The sequence below is a fragment of the Amycolatopsis tolypomycina genome (assembly GCF_900105945.1).
Taxonomy (GTDB): Bacteria; Actinomycetota; Actinomycetes; order Mycobacteriales; family Pseudonocardiaceae; genus Amycolatopsis; species Amycolatopsis tolypomycina.
On the sequence record NZ_FNSO01000004.1, the window covers coordinates 3,116,340 to 3,136,065 of the forward strand.

Below are 19,726 nucleotides of genomic sequence, written 5' to 3' on the forward strand. Positions count from 1 at the left end.
TTCGTGAAGCTGGGATTCCACGTCGGGTACTGGCAGAGCGGCCCGACCCCGGGTGCGCTGGAAGCCGTCCTCAAGGCCGAGGAGCTCGGCTTCGACTCGGTGTGGACGGCGGAGGCGTACGGCTCGGACGCCTTCACGCCGCTGGCCTGGTACGGCGCTTCCACCAGCCGCATCCGGCTCGGCACGAACATCGTCCAGATGGCCGCCCGGACGCCGACGGCGACGGCGATGAGCGCGCTGACCCTCGACCACCTCTCCGGCGGCCGGATGGTGCTCGGGCTCGGCGCGTCCGGTCCGCAGGTCGTCGAGGGCTGGTACGGGCAGCCGTACCCGAAGCCCCTCGCCCGGACCCGCGAGTACATCGACATCGTCCGGCAGGTGATCGCCCGCGAGGCGCCGGTGACCCTCGACGGCGACCACTTCCAGCTGCCGTACCGGGGCGGCGCCGGGCTCGGCAAGCCGCTCAAGTCCACGGTGCACCCGCTGCGCAAGGACATCCCGATCCACCTGGCGGCCGAGGGCCCCAAGAACGTGGCCCTCGCGGCGGAGATCGCCGACGGCTGGCTGCCGCTGTTCTTCTCGCCCAAGAGCAACGACTTCTACAAGGCCGCGCTCGAAGAAGGCTTCTCGCGGCCGGGCGCGCGGCACACCTTCGACACCTTCGAGGTGCCGTGCTCGCTGCCGGTGATCGTGCACGACGACGTCGAGGAGGCGGCGAGCTGGATCAAGCCGTCGCTGGCGTTGTACATCGGCGGGATGGGCGCCAAGAGCGTCAATTTCCACCACGACGTCTACGCGCGGCTCGGCTACGGCGACGTCGCCGACGAAGTCCAGGAGCTCTTCCTCGCCGGCCGCAAGGCGGAGGCGGCCGCGGCGATCCCGACGTCGCTGGTGGAGGACACCTCGCTGATCGGGCCGGCGGAGAAGATCCGCGAGGAGCTGAAGGCCTGGGAGGACACCGTGGTCACGCAGCTGCTCCTGCGCGGTGACGCCGCGACGCTGGAGAAGATCGCCCGCGCTCTCGGCTGACCGGCGCGTCGCTGTCGTGCGCCAGGTCACGACGATGGCACGATTCCCCTCGACCACTACCGGGTGTCCGCCGAGATCCAATACTCATGCGGGCACCCGGTAAGCCTTCGAGGAGGACCATGACGACGCTGTCCGGCCGGACGAGGTTCCGCTATTCGCTCGGCTCGTTCGTCACCGGGTCCTTCGGCACGGTTCCCGGTCTGGTGCTGGTGAAGTACCTGACCGACACGATGGCCGTGCCCGCGGGCTGGGCCGCGGCGATCGTGTTCGTGCCCAAGGCCTGGGACGTGCTGTTCAACCCGGTCGCCGGCCGGCTGTCCGACGCCGACCTGCTCAAGACCGGCAGCCGGCGGCGGTTCCTGCTGATCGGCGGCATCGGCGTGGCGATCCTGTTCGCGGCGATGTTCGCCCACCCCGGGCTCGGCGGCCCGCTGCCGGACGCGCTGTACGTGGCGATCACGTTCGCCCTCTGCGCCACGGCGTACGCGCTGTTCCAGGTGCCGTTCAACGCGTTGCCCGCCGAGCTGACCGAGTCGGCCACCGAGCGCACGAAGCTCACCAGCGTCCGGATCGGCGTGCTCGCCGTGACGATCCTGGTCTGCGGGGGCGGCGCCCCGGCGATCACCTCCGCGATCGAGGGCGTGGCCGGCTACCGCATCATGGCCGTCGTGATCGGGCTGATCGTGCTGGCCGCGACGCTGCTGGTGTACTTCGGGCTGAAGGACGCGCCGGTCGGCTCGCTGCGGCCGAACACGGTGAGCCTGAAGGAGCTCGTCGGCACGCTCGCCGGCTGGCGGCCGTTCCGCTGGCTGCTCGGCACGTACTTCATCCAGGCGCTGGGCATCGGCACCGTGCTCGCCGCGATCCCGTTCTTCGCCCAGCGCATCCTCGGCGACGACAAGTACGGCACGATCCTGTTCGTCATCTTCGTCGGCCCGGCGCTGGTCACCATGCCGCTGTGGCCGCGGCTGGGCGACCGGGTCGGCAAGCTCAACGGCTTCCGCCTGGCCACCGCGGCGTTCGCGGTCGGCCTGCTGGGTCTCGTGTTCGCCCAGTCGATCCCGCTGGTCGTCTCGTTCGTCTTCGTGGCGCTCTGCGGCGTCGGGTACGCCGGGATCTCGGTGTTCCCGCTGGCCATCCTGCCGGACCTGATCACGGCCGAAGAGGAACGCACCGGCGAGACCCGCGCCGGGATCGCGGCGGGCGTGTGGACCGCGGGGGAGACCCTCGGGCTGGCGTTCGGCGGCGGGCTCTGGGCGCTGATCCTGGCGTTCGGCGGGTACGTGTCGAGCACCGACGCCACGGCGTTCCAGCCGCACAGCGCGATCGTGGCGATCCTGATCGGGTCGTCGATCATCCCCGGCGTGCTCATCGCGCTGGCCCTGCCGCTGCTGCGGCGCAAGGTGCTGGAGCCGCGCCCGTGAACCCGCCCGAGGACGTCCTCACGGCGCTGCGGGAGCTGCGCGCGGGCGACCTGCCGACGCACGGCGGCCGGACCCTGGCCTACGTCTACGACAGCGGGCTGTCCGAAGTGGACTCCCTGGGCGCGGCGGCGCACGCGCTGGCGTCGTCGGCCAACGGCCTGGACCCGACGGCGTTCCCGAGCCTGCTGCGGATGGAGAACGACCTCGTCGCGGCGGCTTCCGCGCTGCTCGGCGACGTGCCGGGCGTGGTCGGCTCGGTGACGTCGGGTGGCACGGAGTCGTGCCTGCTGGCGGTGCTCGCGGCCCGGGACGCGCGGCCGGACGTGGCGTCGCCGTCGCTGGTCCTGCCGACGACCGCGCACGCGGCGTTCCACAAGGCCGCGCACCTGTTCGGCCTGCGGCGGATCGACGTCCCGGTCGACCCGGTGACGTTCCGCGCCGACCCGGCGGCGATGGCCGCGGCGATCGACGACTCGACGGTGCTGGTCGTGGCGAGCGCGCCGTCCTACGCCCACGGCGTCCTCGACCCGATCGCTCCGATCGCGGCGGCCGCGCACGAGCGCGGGGTCCGGATGCACGTCGACGCCTGCATCGGCGGCTGGGTGCTGCCGTACTTCGCGAAGCTCGGCGCGGACGTCCCGCCGTTCGACTTCCGGGTTCCCGGCGTCACGAGCGTTTCGGTGGACCTGCACAAGTACGCGTACTGCCCGAAGGGGACGTCGGTGCTGCTGCACGCTTCGGCGGAGCTGCGGCGCACGCACTACTTCGCGAGCGCGGCCTGGCCGGGCTACACGATGCTGAACACGACCATCCAGAGCACGCGGTCGGGCGGTCCGCCGGCGGCGGCGTGGGCGGTGACTCGCCACCTCGGCGAGGACGGTTACCTTTCGCTGGCCGCTTCCACCCGCGAAGCGGTGTCGCGCATCCGTTCGGGCATCGCCGATCTGCCCGGCCTCCGGATTCTCGGGGAGCCGATCTCGACGTTGATCGCGTTCACCGCTTCCGACGACGGCTTCGACCTGTTCACGGTGGCCGACGAGATGAAGGCGCGCGGCTGGTACGTCCAGCCGCAGTTCGCGCATCTGGCGTCCCCGGTGAACCTGCACCTGACGGTGACGGCCGCCAACCACGGCAGCGAGAAGGAGTTCCTGACCGACCTCGCGGCTTCGGTGGACGCGGCCCGGACGGCGGGCCCGGTCGTGATCGACCCGGCCGTCGCCGAATTCGTGGCCGCGCTCGACCCGGAGACGTTGACGTCGGAGCAGTTCGCGGGGCTCCTCGCCGCCGCGGGACTCGGCGGCGCGTCGGGACTGCCGGAGCGGATGGCGCCGATCAACGCGCTCCTCGCAACGGCACCGGCGCCGTTGCGGGAGCGGCTGTTGCTCGAGTTCCTGGGCGCGCTGTACACGCCCTAGAACTCACTGGTTCCGCGAAGCCAGCCCGGCGGGAGCGGACTTGACGGCCGCGTGGATGGCGTCCGCCAGGGCCAGGGCGTCCTCTTCGGTCAGTTCGAGGGCGACGCGCGCCGAAGCGCCCAGGGCCGGGTTGCGGAAGTCGATGTTCACCGTGTGCGCGTACGGCGCGTGGACCGGGTGGTCGACGTACACGGTGCCTTCGGTCAGCCGGAACCAGCCGCGGGCGCCCTTGCCGCTGCCCTCGAGCGCGAACTTCTCCGTCAGGTAGGTGCACATGCGTTGGTCCTCTCAGGCGGTGAGCGTGCGGGCGTAGAAGTCGAGGATGCGTTCCCAGCCGTCCTTGGCGGCTTCGGGGCGGTAGCTCGGGCGGTCGACGGCGAAGAACGCGTGGCCGGCGTCGGCGTAGGTGTGGAACTCGTGTTCCTTGCCGTGCTTCTCCAGCTCCGCCGCCAGGACCGCGACCTCGTCCGGGCTGGGGAACTGGTCGTCGGCGCCGAAGATGCCCAGCAGCGGGCACGACAACTGCGGTGCCAGGCCGAGCAGCGGCTTCATCTGCTTCATCGTCTCCGGCGGGTCGTTGACGACGAAGGCGCCGTAGCAGTCCACCGCCGCGTCGAGGTCCAGGGAGCACGCGGACAGGAACGCGTGGCGGCCGCCGGAGCAGTGCCCGATGACCCCGACGCGGCCGTTCGCGTTCTCCAGCGCGCGCAGGTAGTCGGCCGCGCCGGAGACGTCGCCGACCAGGCGGTCGTCCGGGACGCCGCCCGCCGCGCGGACCGTCGCGGCCGCGTCGTCCGGGTCCGCGCCCGGCGCTTCGCGCGTGTACAGGTTCGGGCAGAGCGCGTTGTAGCCCTCGACGGCGAAGCGGCGCACCATCTCCTTCGTCGCGGCGTCGTAGCCGGGCAGGTGGTGGATCACCACGACGCCGCCGCGTGGCGTCGCGTCGGTCGGCTTGGCCAGGTAGGCCTCGAGCTCGTCCCCGCCGTGGCCGGAGATGGTGACCGTCCCGGCGACGATCTCGTCCTTCATCGGTTCTCCTTCGCTTCTTCGGGGGAGTGGACGTACTTCGCGCCGCGCGAAGTGGACGCGATCGCGGCGACGACGGCCATCGCGGCCGCCGCGGTGAACACGACCACCAGGCCGTGGTGGAACGGGCCGGACACCAGCCGCGGGAAGAAGCCGCCGCCGGTGAGGGCCGCCCGGTCGGCGGGGGCCAGCCCGGCCAGGACGTCCGGGCCGAGCAGGTGGCCGACCGGGTTGCTGCCGAGGAACGCCGCGAACAGCGTGCTGACCGGCGGCAGCTGCGCGACGCCGTCGGCGACGGTCGCCGGGACGCCGTGGGCCTGCAGGCCGCTGGTGAGCGTCTGCGGCAGCGACGTGGCCAGCCCGGCGACCATCAGTGAGAAGAACACGCCGATCGACAGCGACGTCCCGGAGTTCTGGAACGTCGCGCGCATGCCGGAGGCGACGCCGCGCTGCTCGGTCGGGACGCTGCTCATGATCGCCGAGGTGTTGGGCGCGGCGAACATGCCCTGGCCGATGCCGCTGAGCACGAGCAGGGCCGCGAACGCCGGGTACGGGAAGTCCACCGGCAGCGCCAGCAGGCCGAGGAACGCCGCGGCGACCAGGAGCAGGCCGCCGGTGGCCAGCGGACGGGCGCCGAAGCGGTCGGACAGGTACCCGGACACCGGCCCGGCGACGAGGAACCCGACGGTCAGCGGCAGCAGGTGGATGCCCGCCCACAGCGGTGTCTGCTCGAAGTCGTAGCCGTGCAGGGGCAGCCAGATGCCCTGCAGCCAGATGATGAGCATGAACTGCATGCCACCACGCGCCACCGAAGTCAGCAAGGCGGCGACGTTCCCCGCGGCGAACGCGCGGATCTTGAACAGCGAAAGCTGGAACATCGGCGCGGCGACGCGGCTCTCGATGACGCCGAACAGCAGGAGCAACAGCACCCCGGCGCCGATCCCGCCGAGCACCCACGGGTTGCCCCACCCGGTGGCGGCACCGCCGTGGGGCTGGATGCCGTAGGTGATCGCGGCCAGCAGCGACGCGGTCCCGGCCGCGAAGGTGACGTTGCCGCCCCAGTCGACCTTCGCGCGCTGCGGCGTCCCGACCTCGCGGAGACTGCGGATCGACCAGATCGTGCCGAGCAGGCCGAACGGGACGCTCACCCAGAACACCGCGCGCCAGTCGAGCTCGGCGAGCAGCCCGCCGACGACCAGGCCGAGGAACTGCCCGGCCAGCGCGGTGATCTGGTTGACGCCCAGCGCCATCCCGCGCTGCTCGGCGGGGAAGGCGTCGGTGAGGATGGCCGCGGAGTTCGCCGTCAGCATCGACCCGCCGACGGCCTGCACGACCCGCCAGCCGATCAGCCACAGCGCGCCGCCGGCGGCGTGGAACGGGTCGAACGACAGCGCCACCGACGCGGCACTGAACACGACGAAGCCGAGGTTGTACATCTTGACGCGGCCGAACATGTCGCCGAGCCGCCCCAGCGTCACCACCAGCACGGCCTGCACCAGCAGGTAGCCGAGGATCATCCAGAGCAGGTAGCCGATGTTGCCCGGGGCGAGCGGGTCGAGGCCGATGCCGCGGAAGATCGCCGGCAGCGAGATGATGACGATCGAGCCGTCGAGGGCGGACATCAGCACGCCGAGGGTGGTGTTCGACAGCGCGACCCACTTGTAGCTCACAGCTCGTCCGCCAGCCGCTCGATCAGCGGGATGGCCGCGATCAGGTCGCGCCGCTCGGCCTCGGTGAACTTGTCGGCGAGGACGGCCGCCATCTGCCTGCCCGTCTCCGAGCGCCGGTCGGTGAGCAGCTTGACGCCGGCTTCGGTGACCGACATCAGCACCTTGCGGCCGTCGGAGTCGTCCTTGCGGCGCTCGACGAGCCCGCGTTCGACCAGCCCGGCCAGGGTGACGCCCATGGCCTGCGGCTTGACGCGTTCGAGGTCGGCGAGGCAGCCCGGGGTGGCCGGGCCGTCGCGGTCGAGCCGGGACAGGACCGAGCGTTCGGGCAGGGTCGGTTCGCCGTCGGTGTAGCCCTGGCGCAGCCGCCGGACCAGCCTGCCGAGGGCGACGCGCAGGTCCGTGGTCGCCTGGAGCAGCTGATCGTCCCGCACGATCGTCAACCTAGACTGATAAACCTGGGTTGATCAACTCGGACGTCGGCGCCGCTATCGGGTGAGCCGGGAGGTTTCACGCGGACCGTCGGCGGGTTGCGGTGTTACCGTCCGAAATGGACACACCTGGAAGGGAACGCCGATGACCATCCCGCACGTCGAGCACGCCGGCCACGACCACGTCCACCGGGAGGGCTGCGGCCACGCGGCGATCCCGCACGGCGACCACGTGGACTACGTGCACGAGGGCCACCTGCACCGGGCTCACGACGGCCACTTCGACGAGTGCGAAATCGCGGGCCACGTCCCCCACACGGGTCACGACCACGCCCACGGCGACGGCTGCGGCCACATGGCGGTCCCGCACGGCGACCACGTCGACTACCTGCACGACGGCCACCGCCACGCGGTCCACGAGGACCACTACGACGACCACTAGCCAGCCGGAACTCGCGTGATTGAAGCCGGAACTCGCGTGACTGAAGCCGGAACTCGCGTGACTGAAGCCGGAACTCGCGAGTTCCGGCTCTGATCACGCGAGTTCCGTTTCCGATCACGCGAGTTCCGGGTCAGTGCACGTGGACCGGCTCCCACTCGGGGAACGGGTCCGGCCCGCTCGCCTCCCCGAGGCAGTCGTGCAGGGCCGCCAGCAGCGCGTCCCCGGCCAGGTCGACGCCGATGAACACCAGCTCCTGCCGCGGCTCGGCCGCCACGCCCTGGGGCTCGAACCGGGCCACCGTGCCCGCCTGGGACCACAGCCCCGTGACCCCGGGCCGGGACGCCAGCGCGAAGAACCCCTTCGACCGCAGCACCGTCCCGAACTCGCCCGAGTCCAGCCGCCGCGCGACGAAGTCCCACAGGGCTGCCGGGTCGAACGCCCGCGACGCCCGGAACACCACGCTGGAGATGCCGTACTCCTCGGTCTCCGGGACGTGGTCGCCGTTCAGCTCGGCCACCCAGCCCGGCGCCTCCTGCGCCCGGACGGCGTCGTACCGGCCGGTCCCGAAGACCCGGTCGAGGGGCACCTTGCCGAAGCTGCCGGTGACGACGTCGGCGGCCGGGTTGAGCCGCCGCAGCGTCGCCACGAGCCGGTCGACGTCGGTCGCCAGGTCCGTCTTGTTGAGCAGCAGGACGTCGGCGAACTCGACCTGGTCCATCAGCAGGTCGCTGACCGTCCGCTCGTCGTCTTCGTACTGGTCGAGCCGGCGCTCCACCAGGGAGTCGCCGGCCGCCAGCTCCCGGCTGAAGTTCGCCGCGTCCACCACGGTCACCATCGTGTCGAGGTGGGCGACCTCCTCGAGGAAGGTGAACGTCGCCGCCACCGGCATCGGCTCGGAGATCCCGCTCGACTCGATGAGGACGTGGTCGAAGCGGTCGTCCGCGCACAGCGCCGCGACCTCTTGGAGGAGGTCCTCCCGCAGGGTGCAGCAGATGCACCCGTTGGTCAGCTCGACGAGGCGCTCCTGCGAGCGCACCAGCGCCGCGTCGATGTTGACCTCGCTCATGTCGTTGACGATCACCGCGACCCGCAGGCCGTCGCGGTTGGCGAGGATGTGGTTGAGCAGTGTCGTCTTGCCCGCGCCGAGGAAGCCGGACAACACCGTGACGGGAACGGTCACTGCTGGTGGAAGTGTTTCATCAGCCGGCGCGGGACCAGCTGCACCTTGCCGTCCACCTTGATCGGCACCAGGTCGGGCACGGCGGCCTTCCACTGCGATCGCCGGGAGCGGGTGTTGCTGCGCGACATCTTGCGCTTGGGGACGGCCATCAGCGGGTGCCTCGCTTCCCGTAGCGGCGGTGGAACTTCTCGACCTGGCCGGCGCTGTCCATGATCCGCTGGGTGCCGGTCCAGAACGGGTGCGACCACGAGCTGATGTCGACCATGACCAGCGGGTAGGTGTGGCCGTCGGACCACTCGATCGTCCGGTCGGAGGTGATGGTGGAGCGGGTGAGGAACGCGTCGCCGGTCGACGAGTCCTTGAACACCACCGGGTGGTAGTCGGGGTGGATCCCGGGTTTCACTGGTCTTCCTTTCGGTTCGCCGCGGTCGCGTCGTGCCGCGCCGGGTCGGTTTCGGTGTCCTCGCACGGTTCCTCGTGCCAGTCCCCGAACGGGTCGGGGTAGCGCGCCCACGCCTCGGGGCCCTCGGCGAGCTCGGCGTCGGTGAGCAGCGCGCCGCGCAGGGCGGCCTCGACCTCGTCGGGCGTGGCCTGGTCGGTGACGACCACCAGTTCCTGTGCGCGGTCGCCGTGCACCGGGTCCCAGCGCAGGGACGCCAGCGTGCGGCGCTCGGGGGAGACGTCCGTCCACTCCGGACCGTCCGGCGACGCGAGCCACGGCCCGGCGTGGCCCAGGCCCAGCCCGCCGCCCGCCGACTCGATCCAGAACGCGACGTCGGGCTGGCTGGCCACCCATGCGCGCCCGCGGGTGCGGACGACACCGTCGAGGAGGACGTCGAGCGCGTCGTGCAGCCGCGAGGGGTGGAACGGACGGCGCGCGGTGAAGGTGAGCAGGGCGATGCCGCAGTCGTCGTGCAACGGCGGTTCGCCGCGCAGCAGGGCGCCGTGCATGTCGGTGACCTCGCCGCGGCGCGCGTTCGCCGGGACCGCGTCGAGCACGCCGAAGCCGTCGATCCGGCCGAGCTCGACCCGCGGGATCGACGGCGCCACCCGGTCGAGCACCGCGGACGCCTTCGCGGCGCTCCACGCGTCGGTGGCCGCGCCGGCCAGCACCAGGACGTCGGCGAACTCCACCTGGGACAGCGCGACCTGGGCGACGGTCCGCTCGTCCTCGGGGCTGCCCTGCAGGCCGCGGTCGGCCAGCTCGTCGTCGCCGGTCGCGTCGGTGAGCCAGGTCGCGCAGTCCACGACGGTGAGGACGGCCCGCAGGTCGACGTCGTCGCTGACCGGGTGCTCGCCGACCAGGACGTTCCGGACCGCCCAGCTCACCGGCTCCGGCTCCATGGCCTCGTCGAGCCGCACGACGATCCGGGTCACCTCCGGGCGCCGGGCCAGCCGCCGCAGCAGCGGCAGGAGGTCCTCCCGCAGCGTGCAGGACACGCAGCCGTGGGCCAGCTCGAGCACGGTCAGCTCGTCGCGTTCGCCGAGCTTCAGCCGGCGGCGGACGACGCCGGAGTGGATCTCGCGCAGGTCGTGGTGGACGACGGCGGTGCCGGGCTCGGCCACGCGCAGCAGCTCCGCGAGCGCGGCGTTCGGGCCCGCGGCGAGGCCGCTCACGAGGACGAGCGGGACGCGGGGGTGGTGGGTCACAGGGGGGCTCCAGGAATGCGGGCGGGGTACTGTGCGTAGAGTAGATGAAAACGAAAACCACTACCAACTCGGGAGGGTCCGTGTCCGCCGTGTGCCAGGTCACCGGCCGCAAGCCGGGCTACGGCAAGCAGGTCTCGCACTCCCACCGCCGCACGTCCCGGCGGTGGGAGCCGAACCTGCAGAACCGTCGCTACTTCGTGCCCAGTGAGGGCCGCTGGGTGCGGCTGCGCGTCTCCGCCAAGGGCATGAAGACGATCGACAAGCGCGGCATCGAGGCCGTCGTCGCCGAGCTGAAGGCGAAGGGGGTGAAGCTGTAATGGCGAAGAGCACCGACGTCCGGCCGATCATCAAGCTGCGGTCCACCGCGGGCACCGGCTACACGTACGTGACCAAGAAGAACCGCCGCAACGACCCGGACCGGATGGTCCTGCGCAAGTACGACCCCGTGGCGCGCAAGCACGTCGAGTTCAAGGAAGAGCGCTGATGGCGAAGAAGTCGAAGATCGCGAAGAACGAGCAGCGGAAGGTGATCGCCGCCCGCTTCGTCGAACGCCGTCGTGCGCTCAAGGCCGTCATCGCCTCGCCCGGCTCGTCACCGGAGGAGAAGGCGAACGCCGTTGTCGCGCTGCAGAAGCTGCCGCGTGACGCGAGCCCGACGCGGATCCGCAACCGGGACGTCTCCGACGGCCGTCCGCGCGGCTACCTCCGCAAGTTCGGGTTGTCGCGGGTGAAGATGCGCCAAGCCGCGCACAACGGCGAGCTGCCCGGCGTCTCGAAGTCGAGCTGGTGAGCCGGATGCCGAAGCCGCACCGCGACCGTCCGGGCAAGCGCAAGGTGAACCTGCTGCGGGCCAACAAGATCACGCACGTCGACTGGAAGGACGTCGACCTGCTGCGGAAGTTCATCTCCGACCGCGGCAAGATCCGGGCCCGCCGGGTGACGGGATTGACGCCGCAGCAACAGAAACAGGTCGCCACGGCGATCAAGAACGCGCGCGAGATGGCCCTGCTGCCGTACCCGTCCGCGGGCCGCGCCGGCTGAAATTCAGGTGCGCGAAGCCGGGTGGCGCGCGACCATGGGCGTCCGAAAGGGGGCGTCGCACGGGATGTCCTGACACAGGAGGTCCACGCTTGCACGCCCAGCTCACGGTCACGCCCGCCCGGCTGCCCGAAGTCCTGCTCACCACCGCCGTCGTGCGGCCGGTGTTCCTCTGGGGCGCGCCCGGGATCGGGAAGTCCTCGCTGGTGCGCGACTTCGCGGCGTCGCTGGGTCTCGAGTGCGTGTCGCTGCTGGGCACCCAGCTCGCGCCCGAAGACCTCATCGGCGTCCCGCAGATCGTGGATGGCCGCAGCCGGTTCTGCCCGCCGGAGCAGATCGCCCGCGACGAGCCTTACTGCCTGTTCCTCGACGAGCTGAACGCCGCCGCGCCCGACGTCCAGAAGGCGTTCTACTCGCTGATCCTCGACCGCCGCATCGGCTCCTACGAGCTGCCGCCGGGCTCGGTGGTGATCGGCGCCGGCAACCGCGCCACCGACCAGGCCCTCGCCCGGCCGATGGCCTCGGCCCTGGTCAACCGCCTGGTGCACGTCCACCTGCGCGCCGCACCGGGCGACTGGCTCACCTGGGCCGCCGGCAACGGCATCCACCCGTGGGTGCTCGAGTACCTCACCCAGCGCCCGGACCACCTGTGGAGCCCGCCGCCGAAGACCGAGGAGCCGTTCTCGACGCCGCGGTCCTGGCACATGCTCTCCGACCTGCTCCACTCCGCCGGCGACCCGGCCGACGACGAGACGATCGCGCTGCTGGCGTACGCGACCCTCACCCCGGCCCACGCCGGTTCCTTCCGCGCGTACCTCAAGGTGGCCCGGCACGCCTTCGACCTGGAGGCGATCCTCAAGGGCGACGCGCGCTGGCCCGCCGAGCCTTCCGACCGCGACCTGCTCTACTTCCTCGCCGAGACGTTCCGCGCGCGGCTGGTCAAGGACCTGCCCGCGGACAAGCGGCACGCGTCGGCGGCCGTGCGCCAGTTCGCCTTCCGCGCGAAGAGCCTCCTCGTGGAATTGGCCGAGATCTCCCTGGAGATGGCGCAGCTGGTCATCGCCGACGACGAAGCCGGCCACCCGCGGCTGCCGTCGTGGTTCCTCGTCGAAGCCGCGCGCGACCTGCCGCGGCTGGTGGCGGCGCGGGCGTGAACGCCAAGGCCGAGGCCAAGCGCCGCGACCGCCGGCACAAGGCGATCGAGGACGGCTGGGACCAGGTCCGCGCGCACACCGTCCTCGACCACCTCGCCCGCGGCGCGAGCCTGAGCAAGGAAAGCCTGACCGGCGTGGGCAGCTGGGCGGTCGTCAACGGGCGCGGGTTCATCACCGCCAACCGCGCCCGCGACGCCGATGCGGACGAGTGGGCGTGGGTGTTCGCCCACCTCCTGCTGCACCTCGGCCTGGGTCACCTCGACGAAGATCCGCTGCTGGACGAGGCCTACGGTGCCGCGTGCTGCGTGGCCGTCCACCGGTTCGCCGACGCGGTCCGCGTCGGGACGCCCGTCGTGGCCCTGCCGGAGCTGCCCGGCACGGACGAAACCGCGCTCGCCCTCACCTGGCGCGAGACGGGCGTGCCGGAACACTTCAAGGCGCTCGGCACCGGCGGCGCGCGGTCGTGCCTGCGGGCCGCGCCGCCCCTTTCGCGCTGGGAGCTGCAGTACAACGGCAAGCCGACGCCGTGGACCGAGCGGTTCGCCCGCGGGCTGATCGCGTCGGCCACCGAGGCAATGGACCAGGCGGCCGACGCCCGCGGCCGGACCCGGCACCGGCGGGCGCTGGGGGAGTGGGACCGCGCCCTGTCCTGGTTCACCTCGTCGTTCCCGCTGCTCGGCGCGGTCGCGGCCGGGTTCACCCTGGTCGTCGACGCCGAGGTCGTCCGCGCCTGGAACATCGCCCTCGCGGCGGTCGACGCCGAGCACGGCGAGATCTACGTCAACCCGGCCGCCGACCTGACCGCCGAGGAATGGCGGTTCGTGCTGGCCCACGAAATGCTGCACGCCGCACTGCGGCACGACCGCCGCGCCCTGGGCCGCGAGCCCTACCTGTGGAACGTGGCCTGCGACTACGTGATCAACGGCTGGCTGGTCGCCATGGGCGTCGGCGAGCTGCCCCACGGCGTCCTGCACGACCAGCAGCTGACCGGGATGTCCGCGGAGTCGGTCTACGACACGCTGACCACCGACCTCCGCCGCGCCCGCAAGCTGGTGACCCTCGGCTCGCGCGAAGCCGGCGACGTCCTCGGTGACTGGCTGTCCGAACCGGACGCCGTGCGGCGGCGTTCGTCCAGGCGGGACGCGCGGCCGGCGCCGTGGGACGACCGCGCCCGGGGCGTCGACCTCGACGAGTTCTACCGCCGGGCGCTCACCCAGGGGTTCGAGTACCACCACGCCCAGGGCCGCGGGCTGCTGCCGGCCGGGCTGGAGCAGGAGATCCGGGCCCTGGACCACCCGCCGCTGCCGTGGGACGCGCAGCTGGCGCGCTGGTTCGACGAGCACGTCCGGATGGAGCTGCCGGTGCGCAGCTACGCGCGGGCGTCGCGCCGCCAGTCGGCGACCCCGGACATCCCGCGCCCGGGCCGCGTCCGCCCGGAACGCCTGGACCGGCGCGTCACCTTCGGGGTCGTGCTGGACACCTCGGGGTCGATGAACGCCGAGCTGCTCGGCAAGGCGCTGGGCGCGATCGCCTCGTACGCGCTGGCCAGGGACGTCCCGGCGGCGCGCGTGGTGTTCTGCGACGCCGTCGCCTACGACGCCGGCTACCTCGCGGTGGAGGACATCGCGGGCCGGGTCAGGGTCCGCGGGCGCGGCGGGACGATCCTGCAGCCCGGCGTCGACCTGCTGCAGCGCGCCGACGACTTCCCGGCCGACGGGCCGATCCTGATCATCACCGACGCGCAGTGCGACCACGTCCGGCCGCGACGCGAGCACGCGTACCTGGTGCCGCGGGGTGCGCGGCTGCCCTTCGTGGCGCGCGGGCCGGTCTTCCGGGTGGCGTGACCCACGCTGGGCTGGCGCGAGGGTGAACCGCCAATAAACTCCCGCGCATGGACGACCCGCACTACCTCTCCGGCCTCCAGCTCACCGGCCGCCGCGTCGTGATGATCGGCGGCGGCACGGTGGCCCAACGACGGCTGCCCCGGCTCATCGGCGCGGGGGCCCGCGTCGAACTGGTGTCACCGCACACGACGCCGTCGGTGCAGGGGATGGTGGACGCGGGCGAGCTGGTCTGGCACGAACGCCGTTACCAGGAAGGCGACCTCCGCGACGCCTGGTACGCGCTGGCCTGCACGAACGACCCCGCGGTCAACGCCGCCGTCTGCGCCGAAGCCGAGCGGGAGCGGGTGTTCTGCGTCCGCGCCGACGAAGGCGAGTCCGGTTCCGCGGTGACCCCGGCGTCGGGACGGCACGGCGGCCTGCTGTTCGGCGTGCTGTCGGGCGGTGAGCCGCTGCGCTCGGCGGCGGTGCGCGATTCGATGCTCGACGGCCTGCACAACGGCACCATCGAGGACGGCCGCCGTCCGCACCCCGAGGGCAGCCTGCCCGGGGTGGCGCTGGTCGGCGGCGGCCCAGGCGACCCGGAGCTGATCACCGTCCGCGGCCGTCGCCTGCTCTCGCGCGCGGACGTCGTCGTGGTGGACCGGCTGGCGCCCCGCGAGCTGCTCGACGAGCTCGCGCCCGAGGTGGAGATCGTCGACGCGGCGAAGATCCCGTACGGCCGCGCGGCCAGCCAGGACGTCATCAACAGCACGCTGATCGAGCGCGCCAAGGAGGGCAAGTTCGTCGTCCGCCTCAAGGGCGGCGACCCGTACCTGTTCGGCCGCGGCTTCGAGGAGGTGCTGGCCTGCGCCGAGGCGGGCGTCCCGGTGACGATGGTCCCGGGCATCACCAGCGCGTTCGCGGTCCCGGCGGTGGCGGACGTCCCGGTCACCCACCGCGGCGTCGCCCACGAGGTGGTGGTGGTCTCCGGCCACGTGGCACCGGGCGACGACCGGTCCCTGGTGGACTGGGAGCTGCTGGCCCGCATGCGCGGCACGATCGTGCTGATGATGGGCGTGGAGCGGCTCCCGCAGTTCGCCAAGGCCCTCCTCGACGGCGGCCGCCCGGCCGACACCCCGGTCGCCATCATCGAGGACGGCACGATGCGCACCCAGCGCACCCTCCGGTCCACTTTGGACACCGTGGTCACGGACGCGGCCGCGTCCGGCGTCCGCCCGCCCGCGGTGATCGTGATCGGCCCGGTGGCCGGTCTGGCGCCGGTGTCCTAACGGGCCCGGCCGGCGGCGGCGAGGATGGCGTCGGCGACTTCGGGCAACGGGCGGGTGGCGTCGACGATCGTGGCGCCGGGGTGGTGGTAGGCGTTGTCGGCGAGGGCCGCGGCCAGCTCTTCCGGGTGCTTGCCGAAGCTGTTCGTCGTGCGGGTCAGGAGCCGGTGGCGGAGCGTGGCCTCGTCGATCACCAGGCAGACCACGAGGTCGAACAGATCCCGCACGTCCTCGTGGTTCTCGGGGCAGCCGCAGAAGAACGCGATCCCGCCGGCCGCCCGAGCCGCCAGCGCCTCGACCTTCGGCCGGCTGATCCGCCAGCCGTAGCGGTCGAGCCAGCCCGCCGGCACCGGGTCGGGCGGATCGGTGACGACCTCACCGCTCGCCCGGTCGGCCCAGTGGTGGTAGCCCTCGTTGTCCGCGTCGACGGCGAGCTCGCCGCGCTCCTTCAGCAGCGCGCAGACCGTCGACTTGCCGGCCCCCGCGTTGCCGGTCACCCACACCAGGGACACGTCAATCCTCGTAGCAGCTCGCGGCGAAATCGCGGATCGCGTCCGACAGCCGGGTCGGGTCCAGCCGCAGCTCGACCGGGCTGCGGGCCTGGACGAACTCCGCGTCCGGCATGTCGATTGCCAGGGTGTCCGCGTCGCCGAAGGGGTGGATCGGGTCGTTCTGGTGGCCGATCACCAGCGCCCGGGTGGTGATCTTGCGGCGGACCGACTTCGGCGGCGCGATGCGGCCGAACAGCACCCCGTGCAGCAGCGCGGCCATCGGGGCCGGGCGCTGGGAGAGCGTGTCCGTGACGACGTCGACCCACTGGTTGCCGTGCGGGACCACCGACGCCGCCAGCGCCACCGCCTGCACCGTGAACGGCAGGAACCGGGCCGCCATCAGCAGCGGGGCGAAAGTCACGAGCCCGGCGACGATCGCGTTGTCCAGCACCGGCATCTCGACGATCAGCCCGCGCACCCGTGCCGGCGCCTGCACCGCCACTTCGAGTGAGACGTTCGCCCCCAGCGACGTCCCGCCGATGACGGCGGACTCCACGTCGAGGTGGTCGAGCAGGGCCAGGGTCTGCTCGGCGAACGACGGCATCGAGTACAGCCACGACTCGGTCGGCCGGTCGGAGTCGCCGTGGCCGAGCAGGTCGAGGGTGATCACGCGGAAGCCGGCGCCGGCCAGCCGGCGCGCGAGCGGCGCGTGCATCCGGCGGGTGAGCATGATCCCGTGGGTGAGCACGACGACCTGGTCGCCGCTGCCGAACTCGGTGTACCAGAGCCGGTGTCCCTCGTGGTCGAACGAGCCGGTCAGCTCGATCGGGCGGGAGGCCCGCCGGACCGGTGCGGACGGAGGTTCGGACTCGATTGCGGTCGCGCTGGCCGGGCTCATGTCCCACCGTCCTCCCCGTGTCGGCGTTCGGTTCTTTCAGGAAAGCATCCCCTGGCCAGGTTGGCACAGTGACATAGGGGGCAATTGGCGAGACGCCAATGGCGGGTCGTCGCGGGCATGGGTCAAGATGACCCCATGACCGCTACTGCTGACAGTCTGCCCGACCTCGTCTCCCTGAAGGTCGACGTCGACGGCCATGTGGCCGAAGTGACGCTCCTCGGCCCGTCGAAGGGCAACGCGATGGGGCCGGACTTCTGGCGCGAGCTGCCGCTGGTCTTCCGCGCGCTGGACGCCAACCCGCAGGTCAGGGCCGTCGTGCTGACCGGCAGTGGCCGGCACTTCTCCTACGGCCTCGACCTGCCCGCGATGATGGGCGACTGGGCGCCGATGCTGGGCGGGGACAGCCTGGCCGGCCCGCGGACGGCGTTCCTCGACCAGGTCCGGTCGCTGCAGGCGGCGGTCAGCTCGATCGCGGAATGCCGCAAACCGGTCGTCGCGGCGGTGTCCGGCTGGTGCATCGGTGGCGGGGTCGACGTCATCGCCGCCGCGGACGTCCGGCTGGCCAGCGCCGACGCCAAGTTCAGCGTCCGCGAGGTGCGCGTGGCCATCGTCGCCGACCTCGGCAGCCTGCAGCGGCTCGCTTCGATCATCGGCGAGGGGCACCTGCGGGAGCTCGCCCTCACCGGCAAGGACGTCGACGCCGCCCGCGCCGAGAAGATCGGCCTGGTCAACGACGTCTACGAGAGCCAGGACGCGCTGCTGAAGGCCGCGCGCGAACTCGCCGGCGAGATCGCTGCGAACCCGCCGCTGGTGGTGCAGGGTACGAAGCAGGTACTGGCGGCGAACACCGAGCGCCAGGTCGCCGACGGCCTCCGGTACGTCGCCGCCTGGAACTCGGCGTTCCTGCCCAGCAAGGACCTCGGCGAGGCGGTCCAGGCCTTCATGGAGCGCCGCCCGCCGGAGTTCAAGGGCGAATAGGAGGCAGCGTGAGCGTCCACCACGCGTTCCGCGTCGCGCGGGACTACCTGCAGACCCACCGCGAGGACTACGACACGGCGTACCGCGACTTCGCCTGGCCGCAGTTCGACGAGTTCAACTGGGCGATCGACTGGTTCGACGTCGTGGCGCACGACCCGGACAACGCCGAGCGCTACGCGCTGTGGATCGTCGAGGAGGATGGCCGCGAGAACCGCTGGACCTACCCGGAGATGTCCGGCCGGTCCAACCAGGTGGCGAACTGGCTGCGCACCCTCGGCGTCCGCCGCGGCGACCGGCTGATCCTCATGCTCGGCAACCAGGGCGAGCTGTGGGAGACGATCCTCGCCGCGATCAAGCTCGGCGCGGTGATCATCCCGGCGTCGACGCTGCTCGGCCCGGCCGACCTGACCGACCGGGTGGAGCGCGGCGCCGCGAAGCACGTCGTCGTCCGCTCGGTGGACGCGCCGAAGTTCGACGGCGTCTCCGGCGGCTACACGCGGATCGCGGTGGGGGAGCCGGTCGAGGGCTGGCACTCCTACTCGGCCGCGTTCGCCGAGTCGCCGGAGTTCGCCCCGGACGGCCCGACCAAGGCCGGCGACCCGCTGCTGCTGTACTTCACCTCCGGCACGACCGCGAAGCCGAAGCTGGTGCAGCACACGCACGTCTCGTACCCGGTGGGCCACCTGTCCACGATGTACTGGATCGGGCTGGAGCCCGGGGACGTCCACCTGAACATCTCCTCGCCCGGCTGGGCGAAGCACGCGTGGAGCAACTTCTTCGCCCCGTGGAACGCCGAGGCGACGGTGTTCCTCTACAACTACAGCCGGTTCGACGCGGGCGCGCTGATGGCCCAGATGGACCGCTGCGGCGTGACGAGCTTCTGCGCGCCGCCGACGGTGTGGCGGATGCTCATCCAGGCCGACCTGACGGCGTTGAAGACGCCGCCGCGCAAGGTGGTGGGGGCAGGCGAGCCGCTCAACCCCGAGGTGATCGACCAGGTCGAGAAGGCCTGGGGCGTCACCATCCGCGACGGCTTCGGGCAGACCGAAAGCAGCGTCCAGATCGCGAACACGCCCGGCCAGGACGTCGTGCCCGGCTCGATGGGCCGCCCGCTGCCCGGCTTCGTGGTGGCGCTGGTCGACCCGGTCAGCGGCGAGCGCGCCTCGGAGGGCGAGATCTGCCTGGACCTCGCGCACCGGCCGGTGGGCCTGATGACCGGCTACGCCGACGACGACGAGCGCACGTCGGCGGCCTTCGCGGGCGGCTTCTACCACACGGGTGACGTCGGTTCGATCGACGAACGCGGCTACATCACCTACGTCGGGCGCACCGACGACGTCTTCAAGGCGTCGGACTACCGGATCTCGCCGTTCGAGCTGGAGAGCGTCCTCATCGAGCACGAGGCGGTGGCCGAGGCGGCGGTGGTCCCCGCGCCCGACCCGATCCGGCTCGCGGTGCCCAAGGCGTACGTCGTGCTGGCGGCGGGCTTCTCGCCGGACGCGGAGACCGCGCGGTCGATCCTGGCGTACTGCCGCGAGCACCTGGCGCCGTACAAGCGGATCCGGCGGCTGGAGTTCGCGGAGCTGCCGAAGACGATCTCGGGCAAGATCCGCCGCGTCGAGCTGCGCGGCCGCGAGAGCGACCCGGCGCGGGGCGCGGGGACCGAGTACCGCGAGGAGGACTTCCCGGACCTCAAGTCCTGACCGCCCGGCTCATGCGCCCCAATGTGGCGTTCGGTGCGTCAGACGCACCGAACGCCACATTGGGTGCGTCAGACGCAACCAACGCCACATTG

At 72.0% G+C, this 19,726-nt stretch carries 23 protein-coding genes; 13 read left to right on the forward strand and 10 right to left on the reverse strand.

Annotated elements, in window-relative coordinates:
* The first annotated feature begins 3 nt into the window (after positions 1-3).
* The 3 genes from BLW76_RS24255 to BLW76_RS24265 all read left to right on the forward strand — a co-directional run bounded on the left by BLW76_RS24255 (position 4) and on the right by BLW76_RS24265 (position 3,868).
* Positions 4-1,029, forward strand: a complete 1,026-nt coding sequence (locus tag BLW76_RS24255; RefSeq protein WP_091311264.1) for an LLM class F420-dependent oxidoreductase — start codon at positions 4-6, stop codon at positions 1,027-1,029.
* 119 nt (positions 1,030-1,148) lie between these two features.
* Positions 1,149-2,453, forward strand: a complete 1,305-nt coding sequence (locus tag BLW76_RS24260; protein ID WP_091311266.1) for an MFS transporter — start codon at positions 1,149-1,151, stop codon at positions 2,451-2,453.
* Positions 2,450-3,868 carry a pyridoxal phosphate-dependent decarboxylase family protein gene (locus BLW76_RS24265; RefSeq protein ID WP_091311268.1) on the forward strand — a complete coding sequence of 473 codons (1,419 nt, stop codon included), beginning with the start codon at positions 2,450-2,452 and terminating at the stop codon, positions 3,866-3,868. The genes BLW76_RS24260 and BLW76_RS24265 overlap by 4 nt, the downstream gene beginning before the upstream one ends.
* Positions 3,869-3,871: 3 nt before the next feature.
* Here BLW76_RS24265 and BLW76_RS24270 read toward each other — a convergent pair whose 3' ends face one another.
* The 4 genes from BLW76_RS24270 to BLW76_RS24285 are packed head-to-tail and all read right to left on the reverse strand — an operon-like array spanning position 3,872 to position 6,995.
* Positions 3,872-4,144, reverse strand: a complete 273-nt coding sequence (locus tag BLW76_RS24270; protein ID WP_091311270.1) for a DUF6295 family protein — start codon at positions 4,142-4,144, stop codon at positions 3,872-3,874.
* A 12-nt stretch (positions 4,145-4,156) separates the two neighbouring features.
* Complete coding sequence (locus BLW76_RS24275) at positions 4,157-4,897, reverse strand: dienelactone hydrolase family protein (protein WP_091311273.1); 741 nt, start codon at positions 4,895-4,897, stop codon at positions 4,157-4,159.
* Positions 4,894-6,564, reverse strand: coding sequence for an MFS transporter (locus tag BLW76_RS24280; RefSeq protein ID WP_091311274.1), 1,671 nt, complete (start codon positions 6,562-6,564; stop codon positions 4,894-4,896). Before BLW76_RS24280 ends, BLW76_RS24275 begins: the two co-directional genes overlap by 4 nt.
* Positions 6,561-6,995 (reverse strand): MarR family winged helix-turn-helix transcriptional regulator, encoded by a 435-nt coding sequence (locus BLW76_RS24285; RefSeq protein WP_167384716.1) that lies wholly within the window; start codon positions 6,993-6,995, stop codon positions 6,561-6,563. The genes BLW76_RS24280 and BLW76_RS24285 overlap by 4 nt, the downstream gene beginning before the upstream one ends.
* Before the next feature lie 142 nt (positions 6,996-7,137).
* On the opposite strand from BLW76_RS24285, the gene BLW76_RS24290 reads away from it, so the two are divergent.
* Entirely contained in the window at positions 7,138-7,434 is a 297-nt protein-coding gene (locus BLW76_RS24290) for a hypothetical protein (protein ID WP_091311278.1), read from the forward strand.
* 130 nt (positions 7,435-7,564) lie between these two features.
* Here BLW76_RS24290 and BLW76_RS24295 read toward each other — a convergent pair whose 3' ends face one another.
* Genes BLW76_RS24295 through mrf form a run of 4 tightly spaced genes read right to left on the reverse strand, consistent with a single transcriptional unit; the run spans position 7,565 to position 10,264 of the window.
* Positions 7,565-8,614, reverse strand: coding sequence for a GTP-binding protein (locus tag BLW76_RS24295; RefSeq protein WP_091311281.1), 1,050 nt, complete (start codon positions 8,612-8,614; stop codon positions 7,565-7,567).
* Positions 8,611-8,763 carry a 50S ribosomal protein L32 gene (gene rpmF / locus BLW76_RS24300; RefSeq protein WP_091311283.1) on the reverse strand — a complete coding sequence of 51 codons (153 nt, stop codon included), beginning with the start codon at positions 8,761-8,763 and terminating at the stop codon, positions 8,611-8,613. Before rpmF ends, BLW76_RS24295 begins: the two co-directional genes overlap by 4 nt.
* On the reverse strand, positions 8,763-9,017 hold the full coding sequence (locus BLW76_RS24305) for a type B 50S ribosomal protein L31 (RefSeq protein WP_091311285.1): 255 nt from the start codon (positions 9,015-9,017) through the stop codon (positions 8,763-8,765). Before BLW76_RS24305 ends, rpmF begins: the two co-directional genes overlap by 1 nt.
* Positions 9,014-10,264, reverse strand: a complete 1,251-nt coding sequence (gene mrf, locus BLW76_RS24310; protein ID WP_091311287.1) for a ribosome hibernation factor-recruiting GTPase MRF — start codon at positions 10,262-10,264, stop codon at positions 9,014-9,016. Before mrf ends, BLW76_RS24305 begins: the two co-directional genes overlap by 4 nt.
* Positions 10,265-10,344: 80 nt before the next feature.
* On the opposite strand from mrf, the gene rpmB reads away from it, so the two are divergent.
* The 7 genes from rpmB to cobA all read left to right on the forward strand — a co-directional run bounded on the left by rpmB (position 10,345) and on the right by cobA (position 15,567).
* Positions 10,345-10,581 (forward strand): 50S ribosomal protein L28, encoded by a 237-nt coding sequence (rpmB, locus tag BLW76_RS24315; RefSeq protein ID WP_003091680.1) that lies wholly within the window; start codon positions 10,345-10,347, stop codon positions 10,579-10,581.
* Entirely contained in the window at positions 10,581-10,748 is a 168-nt protein-coding gene (gene rpmG, locus BLW76_RS24320; protein ID WP_003091682.1) for a 50S ribosomal protein L33, read from the forward strand. Before rpmB ends, rpmG begins: the two co-directional genes overlap by 1 nt.
* The gene (gene rpsN / locus BLW76_RS24325) at positions 10,748-11,053 is read left to right on the forward strand and encodes a 30S ribosomal protein S14 (RefSeq protein WP_091311290.1); all 306 of its coding nucleotides are present in this window, start codon (positions 10,748-10,750) and stop codon (positions 11,051-11,053) included. Before rpmG ends, rpsN begins: the two co-directional genes overlap by 1 nt.
* Positions 11,050-11,304, forward strand: a complete 255-nt coding sequence (gene rpsR, locus BLW76_RS24330) for a 30S ribosomal protein S18 (RefSeq protein WP_091311291.1) — start codon at positions 11,050-11,052, stop codon at positions 11,302-11,304. The genes rpsN and rpsR overlap by 4 nt, the downstream gene beginning before the upstream one ends.
* Before the next feature lie 89 nt (positions 11,305-11,393).
* Positions 11,394-12,455, forward strand: a complete 1,062-nt coding sequence (locus BLW76_RS24335; RefSeq protein WP_091311294.1) for an ATP-binding protein — start codon at positions 11,394-11,396, stop codon at positions 12,453-12,455.
* Positions 12,452-14,299, forward strand: coding sequence for a vWA domain-containing protein (locus BLW76_RS24340; RefSeq protein WP_091311296.1), 1,848 nt, complete (start codon positions 12,452-12,454; stop codon positions 14,297-14,299). The genes BLW76_RS24335 and BLW76_RS24340 overlap by 4 nt, the downstream gene beginning before the upstream one ends.
* Positions 14,300-14,346: 47 nt before the next feature.
* Positions 14,347-15,567, forward strand: a complete 1,221-nt coding sequence (gene cobA, locus BLW76_RS24345; RefSeq protein ID WP_091311298.1) for a uroporphyrinogen-III C-methyltransferase — start codon at positions 14,347-14,349, stop codon at positions 15,565-15,567.
* Here the strand turns inward: cobA and BLW76_RS24350 are convergent.
* Both BLW76_RS24350 and BLW76_RS24355 read right to left on the reverse strand, forming a co-directional pair.
* Entirely contained in the window at positions 15,564-16,076 is a 513-nt protein-coding gene (locus BLW76_RS24350) for an AAA family ATPase (RefSeq protein WP_091311301.1), read from the reverse strand. The two genes, cobA and BLW76_RS24350, sit on opposite strands and share 4 nt — an antisense overlap.
* 1 nt (position 16,077) lies before the next feature.
* Positions 16,078-16,953: an alpha/beta fold hydrolase gene (locus tag BLW76_RS24355; RefSeq protein WP_091311304.1), complete on the reverse strand. Its 876-nt coding sequence runs from the start codon at positions 16,951-16,953 to the stop codon at positions 16,078-16,080.
* 135 nt (positions 16,954-17,088) lie between these two features.
* Between BLW76_RS24355 and BLW76_RS24360 the strand changes: the two genes are divergently transcribed.
* Entirely contained in the window at positions 17,089-17,931 is an 843-nt protein-coding gene (locus BLW76_RS24360) for a crotonase/enoyl-CoA hydratase family protein (RefSeq protein WP_091311307.1), read from the forward strand.
* Positions 17,932-17,939: 8 nt separating this feature from the next.
* Positions 17,940-19,634, forward strand: a complete 1,695-nt coding sequence (locus tag BLW76_RS24365; RefSeq protein WP_091311310.1) for an AMP-binding protein — start codon at positions 17,940-17,942, stop codon at positions 19,632-19,634.
* Positions 19,635-19,726: the final 92 nt, after the last annotated feature.